The sequence below is a fragment of the Wolbachia endosymbiont of Atemnus politus genome, from assembly GCF_013309895.1.
In genome coordinates this window covers 1-6161 of the sequence record NZ_JAAXCS010000082.1, presented here as the reverse complement: position 1 = coordinate 6161, position 6161 = coordinate 1, and the positions used below count along the sequence as shown (strand labels likewise).

Annotated in this window: 2 protein-coding genes and 4 pseudogenes; 5 read left to right on the top strand and 1 reads right to left on the bottom strand. The window is 36.6% G+C overall.

Annotated elements, in window-relative coordinates:
* The first annotated feature begins 343 nt into the window (after window positions 1–343).
* Window positions 344–1090: a signal peptidase I gene (lepB, locus tag HET73_RS05545; RefSeq protein WP_174132886.1), complete on the top strand. Its 747-nt coding sequence runs from the start codon at window positions 344–346 to the stop codon at window positions 1088–1090.
* A gap of 145 nt (window positions 1091–1235) precedes the next feature.
* On the opposite strand, the pseudogene recJ reads toward lepB, so the two are convergent.
* Window positions 1236–2995 (bottom strand): annotated as a pseudogene (gene recJ / locus HET73_RS05540) (single-stranded-DNA-specific exonuclease RecJ).
* Between the two features lie 127 nt (window positions 2996–3122).
* Here recJ and HET73_RS05535 point away from each other — a divergent pair.
* The 4 genes and pseudogenes from HET73_RS05535 to HET73_RS05515 form a co-directional block, all read left to right on the top strand.
* Window positions 3123–3446 (top strand): annotated as a pseudogene (locus HET73_RS05535) (c-type cytochrome); the annotation flags it as partial.
* An 82-nt stretch (window positions 3447–3528) separates the two neighbouring features.
* Window positions 3529–5188 (top strand): annotated as a pseudogene (locus HET73_RS05525) (hypothetical protein); the annotation flags it as partial.
* A gap of 85 nt (window positions 5189–5273) precedes the next feature.
* Window positions 5274–5585 (top strand): hypothetical protein, encoded by a 312-nt coding sequence (locus HET73_RS05520; RefSeq protein WP_174132654.1) that lies wholly within the window; start codon window positions 5274–5276, stop codon window positions 5583–5585.
* A gap of 227 nt (window positions 5586–5812) precedes the next feature.
* Window positions 5813–6161: pseudogene (locus tag HET73_RS05515) on the top strand (amidophosphoribosyltransferase); the annotation flags it as partial.

Genomic DNA, 6161 nt, shown 5'->3' with positions numbered 1-6161 from the left:
AAGTCAAGATTATATATTTTTTTATACTTTATATTAGGTTATTAATAGCTACTTTAACTTGATTAATACAGAAACACACAGCGTTATGAAATCGTAAATGTTTACTTTTTCAAAAAACATAAAAATAGTACATATATTTACAAGAACAAACCGAGTGAAAATAGGGTTGAAAACTTGAAATTGTTACAACCAAGTTAGGCAAATGAGTTCGTATCTAAGTGTGGTAGAAGAAAGTTCGAACAGGTTACAAGGTTTAGAAACAATCCTACGAGTAAAATTTCACATTACCACTTTTATGTGTTATAATAAGCTTAATTTATAAGAAAAAACGAAGTTGGAAAAGTTGGAGGAATTAAGAGAAAACTGGATAGCAAGAACAGGAAGATTTTTATCTTCATTGTTTTTTTTACTGCTGATTGCACTATCAATACGTAGTTTTTTATTTGAGCCATTTCATATACCTTCTGGTTCAATGAAAAGCACTCTACTTGAGGGAGATTACATTTTTACTAGTAAATATTCATACGGTTACAGTAAACACTCCTTTCCATTCTCTCCAAACATTTTTAGCGGCAGGATCTTTTATACCCCGCCAAAGCGTGGTGACATAATAGTTTTCAAACCCACGAGAAACAACAGCATCATATTTGTTAAGCGAGTAATAGGAATACCAGGTGACAAAGTGCAAATGATAGAAGGAGAATTGTACCTAAACGATCAGAAAGTAAAGCGAAGGCAAATTGGAAGCTTCCTTGATTATGAATCAAATCGCAGCATACCAAGGTATATAGAAACACTTCCAGGTGGCAAAGAACATGAAATTTTAATAGATAATGTCCCTAACAGACTTTCATATAATACTCCGGTTTATTACGTACCTAACGATCAGTTTTTTGTTATGGGAGACAATAGAAATAATTCTTTGGATAGTAGGTTTCCTGAAATTGGTTTTGTATCGATGGAAAACATAGTTGGACGTGTAAACATGGTTGGTCTATCGTTTAAATTAGAGAAGGTAGGCTGGTTGCCATTTAATTTCAGAGTACCTGTTGCCCTGCGGCTGAACAGGATATTGCATAAGGTTGCGTAACTGTCGCATCTATAAAATTCCTTACCATAAATTGGTTATGCAAGAGATCTAATAGAAACAAAAGTACTGCTTTTTGTAGTTTTTAGATAATTTAATGGTAAGAATTTTAGAGAGAAATTTTATGCACAATCACTGACATTTTTCCTTAAGTTGATGCCATTGTCTGAACGGATACCAATACATCTTCTATTAAAAATTGTACAAACTCATTGCCATTCCAATAATTCATAGAGATTTTGCCCAAAATAGCCTCAACATTACCCTTCATGATAGCAGAACCAAGATGAGTATTTGCAGAACGAAACGCAATGGCTCTAACCATAGCATTATCGTCAGCAATGAAGCATTTTATATGGTCAACTCCTATAACTTCAGGCTTCCTGATCTTCGCTCCTTGGATAATAAACCTCGGTTCAGGATTGCCAACACCAAATGGCTCCAAACGTCGCAGTTGATTCCACAGGGACAAGTTTATTGCCTTAGCAGTTACTATACCGTCGGCTTTTAAAGCCTTATTATGCGTAAAGTGTGCAAACCTCTCAGTGAAAAAGTCATATAAATCGTTTATTTTGTCCTCCTTAATCGCAAACCCTGCTGCCATACTATGGCCGCCACCTTCAATAATCAGATTTATAAATTTTGCAGAAAGAGAACTGCAGCTCCGATATCAATCCCAGGAATTGACCTGCAGCTTGCTTTTCCTATTCCTTTATTTAAAGATATCACTACTGCCGGCAAATGGAACCGCTCTTTCAGTCTTGATGCAATTATACCGATTATTCCCTGATGCCAATTGCCGCTTACCATTATAAAATTCGCACCTGATTTCATGGACTTTTCCACTTGTGTTGTGGCTTCATAAATAGCCTCATTTTCCATCATCTTCCTTGCATTATTCAAGTCTATTAATTTTAGCGCGATGGAATGCGCTTCTTCTTCGTCATCTGTAGAGAGCAACCTTGCACCAAGCAATGCTTCTCCAATTCTTCCTCCAGCATTTATGCATGGTCCAATATTAAAACCCAGTCGAGAAACACTCGGCTTTTCAAGAATTCCTAAAGCATCAAATAAAACGCGCAAGCCAACATTTTTTCTTGCTGACATAACTTTTAATCCCTGTGAGACAAATGCTCTATTGAGACCAGTGATCTGCATAACATCGCAAACAGTGCCAAGGGCAACTAAATCCAGCAGATCAAACAAATCCGGTTCTTTTGTGCTGATAAAAAATCCCTGCTCACGTAGGCTTTTGTTAAGAGCAACAATCAGCAGAAATGACACTCCAACTGCTGCTAAGTTATTGTAAGGAGAACTCTCATCAAAGCGGTTTAGATTAACAACTGCTACAGCGCTTGGTAGCTTTTCTGCACCAAGATGATAGTCAATAACTATAATATCAAGACCAAGATTCTTTGCATCTTCTATTGGCTGATATGCGAGCGTACCGCAATCAACGGAAATACATAAGTCAATTCCTTTCTTTTTAAGCTGTAATAAATCATCTGCGTTTAATCCATAGCCCTCATTAACACGATCTGGAATGTAGATTATAGAGTGTATACCAATTGCTCTTAAGTACCTGTTGATTAATGCTGATGAAGTTGCACCATCAACATCGTAGTCACCGAATATTGCTATGTTTTCATTATTGTTTATTGCTCGTATTATGCGGCAAACAGCTTTATCCATATCAAGAAGATGGAATGGATCTGGTAGTAGCGACCTAATCAGTGGATATAAGAAGTCACCTGCATTTTTTATATTAACACCACGAGTAACCAGCGTCCTCGCTAAGATTTTTGGTAATTCAAATCTCTGAGTAAGGGTTAGTACTTCCCTTTGATCTGCTTCTTGCAATTTCCACAGTGCATTTGTTATACTGCGCTTTTCAATATTAAGTAGCATATTTTTTGTAAACAAAACTACTTTACCAGAATTTTTGATTTGGCTCTATTAAAAGATGAATTTTGAAGTTTGCTGTTTGCAAAAATACTTGCATAATTCAAGCAACAACAATTGATAAAAGTTAATTATGGTGCTTAATAAGATTGCAGAATCGATTTTACTTTCTGGGCTAATAATTATGATAGTTAGTAATGTAGTTGATATGCTTTACAGTCCGGAGGATTATAAGATTGAACATCAAACGATAGTGGCTGCTGGTGGTGAACCTCAGCAAAAAATCGAACAAGTGGCGCTCGATATTGGGGCGCTCATGCAGAATGCTAGCTTTGAGAAAGGTAAGTCAGCAGCGAAAAAATGTATAGCCTGCCATAGTTTTGAAAAAGGCGGAGCTAATAAATTAGGACCAAACCTATGGAATATAGTTGGAAACAGAAAAGCACATCTTGGTGACTAATTTAATTATTCCAAAGCAATGCTCGGAAAGGGCGGAAAGTGGGAATATGATGAACTGTAAATTCCCTTTGTAAAATCGGATTATAGCTGGGCTATCTTTGGTACTAATGGAAGTAATTACAGATTTTGGCACTCCACAATTTCTTGCAATTGACACTTTTACAACAGGAATATATCGCACCTGGTTTTTACTGTATGATAAATATTCAGCTACTGTTTTAGCAGTTGCGGAGTTGGTCTTTATTGTAACACTAATAACTATTGAAAAAATCTTGCAAAAAAAGAGGAATATCTTATTCTGCAATCAATACTAATTCAGATTACCACAACAAGCGGAATATAAGCGGTACTATTCCATTGATCTTTGTTTATAGCATGTGTGGGGGCATCCGCTTCGGTGGCACAGTGACTGTTGATGACACGTTCAATTTGGGTTTTGACCACGTCGCCCTAGCGCTCGGCTCTGGCAAGCCACGAATGATCAAAGTAAAAAATACGTTAGCACGTGGAGTGCGCATGGCATCTGATTTTCTAATGTCATTACAACTCAGTGGTGCTCTCAAATCTGACTCCATAGCAAACCTTCAAATCCGAATGCCAATAGTTGTCATGGGTGGGGGACTCACTGCAATTGATGCTGCCACTGAAGCCCTAGCGTATTATCCAACTCAAGTAGAAAAGTTTCTTCTTCGTTACGAGACATTGGTTGGTAAATATGGGAAAGACTACGTTGAAAAAGACTGGACAGAAGAAGAACGTGAAATTGCAAATGAGTTTATATCGCACGCACAACTGGTCCGAAAATTAGCAAAAAAAGGAGAATAAAGAAACAAAAATATTGGAGTTAATGCAGAGCCTCGGAGGAGTAAAAGTTGTATATAGAAAACAGCTAAAAGATTCGCCAAGTTATCGACTAAATAGTGAAGAGGTGCAAAACGCATTATTAGAAGGGATCTACTTTATTGAAAACCTAGAACCAGTTGAAATTGTAACAGATAAATATAATCATGCTGAATCGATAAAATTGAGAGATACGCAATCTGAAGAAATCAAACATATAAAGGCACGTTCTATTCTTATAGCAGCAGGTACTGAGCCAAATGTAGTTATTGCAACGGAAGATAAAAAGCATTTTAAATTAAGCAATGGATATTTCACTCACCTAAGCTCATCAGGAGAGGAAGTAGATCCAATATTCTCTCCCAAAATGCAAAATAAAGATAGAATATTAGTGTATAAACAAGATGATAAAACAATTAGTTTCTTTGGTGATCTTCACCCTTCGTATAGCGGAAGTGTCGTGAAAGCTATGGCAAGCGCCAAGAACGGCTACCCTATCATTTCCCAGCTTTTAACTAATCAGCCAGCGTCACGCGCTGCAAAACACCTGACCAATGAAGAATTCTTCAACAGGATCAAAGAGCAATTTACTACAAGGGTCATAAAAGTTCAATATTTAACCGATAAAGTGGTAGAAATAGTGGTCAAAGCACCACTTGCTGCAAAAAACTTTCAGCCTGGACAATTCTTTAGGTTGCAAAATCTCGAAGCCAATAGTAGAAAAGCTAACCTTGTCATGGAAGGTATAGCCGTAACTGGCACTGAAGTGGACAAAAAAAAGGAATTATTACCACTATTGTGCTCGAAACCGGTGGTTCCACTAATTTGTGTAAGTACTTTAAAGAGGGTGAACAAGTAGTTCTTATGGGCCCAACTGGGGGCCCAACTGAGGTTTATTAGATCCATTCCATATTAATTATACTATAATATATATTGTTTATTAATAAACCTATACTATAATAGTCATTTTTATTAAGGTAGTATTATGACATATCACTTGACACTTACATTTCCAAAGGAACAATATTCCATAGATAAGAGCGATAATGAGTTCTCAGCAAAAGATAACAAAGGCAATAGATTTATCATTACTGCAGATAGTAACCAAAAAGGAAAATTTTCTTTTTGTAAAGATGACGGTAGTGAGTGTAAGTTTACACAACACTATGCAGTTAAAGATCCAAAAATATGTAACGAACTTTCTGACATTTACAGTGCTGACTATTTAAATGTTATTATGGAAGGCTATGGTGAAAAATATTTCCAAAGCAGAATATATATTAGGCGGACTAAATAAGTGTAATATTGATTACACAGTAGTGGATGACGGTAAAGCACAGGAAGATGTAGATGTATTACATAGTCCGTCAGTTGATGACTACACAACACAGGAAGATGTAGATTACAGTCCTTTAGAGGATCTTACAATCTAATCTTTGTTAGCTCTTTGTGCTCAACTTCATTCCAGCGTCACGCGCTGGAATGACACTCTCAACCCTTCCCTATTATCCAATATGCTATGTCAAAAGTAACAAGTTTGGGGATTTTGCTATAGCACATAATGGTAATTTAATTAATATTTCTCCAATACGCGAGCGGTTAATTAAACGAGGATGCGTTTTTCAATCAGATATTGATACAGAAGTGGTAGTACGCTTAGTAGAAATCAATACAAAAGACAGTCTCCAGGAGAGTTTTATATCTGCATTAAAGCAAATACAGGGTGCTTATTCTTTTGTTGCAATCAACCAAGAAGTAGTTATTGGAGTACGCGATCCATCGGGAATCAGACCTCTTGTTTTAGGAAAGTTAAACGGTTCTTACGTGCTTGCATCTGAGACTTGTGCCCTTGATATAGTAAATGCGGAGTTTA

Excerpts from the sequence above, each read along its gene's own strand:
- HET73_RS05520 (WP_174132654.1), top strand. The coding sequence starts at position 5,274 with ATGACATATCACTTGACACTTACATTTCCAAAGGAACAATATTCCATA.